The sequence below is a fragment of the Cobetia sp. UCD-24C genome, from assembly GCF_001306765.1.
GTDB lineage: Bacteria > Pseudomonadota > Gammaproteobacteria > Pseudomonadales > Halomonadaceae > Cobetia > Cobetia amphilecti.
Map to the genome: position 1 here is coordinate 1 of NZ_LJTD01000032.1, position 926 is coordinate 926.

A 926-nucleotide genomic window follows, 5' to 3' on the forward strand; every position below is an offset into this window, starting at 1 on the left:
GACGACATCACGGCCGGCAACGTGGCCGTGACCATTGCCGCCGACGACCTGACCGATGGCAGCAGCTACGCCGCGACAGCCGTGATTACCGATGTGGCGGGCAACAGCTCTGATGCCTCGAACAGCATTGATGTCGCCATCGACATCACCGCGCCGTCTGCGCCGACGCTGGCCATCACCGAAGCCCTTAATGGCGTGAACCTCGAGGAGCTGACCGATGGTCTGCAAACCACGGTCACCCTCAGCGAGGATGCCGTCGCGGGTGACACCGTGACTGTCACCCTGGTGGACAGCGATGACGCGTCGAACGTGATCACCGCGTCGGTCGAGCTGGACGCYGACGACATCACSGCCGGCAACGTGGCCGTGACCATTGCCGCCGACGACCTGACCGATGGCAGCAGCTACGCCGCGACAGCCGTGATTACCGATGTGGCGGGCAACAGCTCTGATGCCTCGAACAGCATTGATGTCGCCATCGACACCACTGCCCCGGGCGCGCCGGCCCTAGCCATCGAGGCAGCGGTAGATGGCGTGAGTGCCGCCGAACTGGCCGCGGGTCTGCCCACCACGGTCACCCTCAGCGAGGATGCCGTCGCGGGTGACACCGTGACCGTCACCCTGGTCGACGACGCAGACGCGGAGAACGTGATCACCGCGTCGGTCGAGCTGGACGCCGACGACATCACGGCCGGCAACGTGGCCGTGACCATTGCCGCCGACGACCTGACCGATGGCAGCAGCTACGCCGCGACAGCCGTGATTACCGATGTGGCGGGCAACAGCTCTGATGCCTCGAACAGCATTGATGTCGCCATCGACATCACCGCGCCGTCTGCGCCGACGCTGGCCATCACCGAAGCCCTTAATGGCGTGAACCTCGAGGAGCTGACCGATGGTCTGCAAACCACGGTCACCCTCAGCGA

General features: G+C 65.3%; 1 protein-coding gene. It reads left to right on the top strand.

The features are described 5' to 3' along the window. The coding region (locus tag AOG28_RS18480) for an Ig-like domain-containing protein (protein WP_200906839.1) at positions 1-926 on the top strand (926 nt) is incomplete at both ends.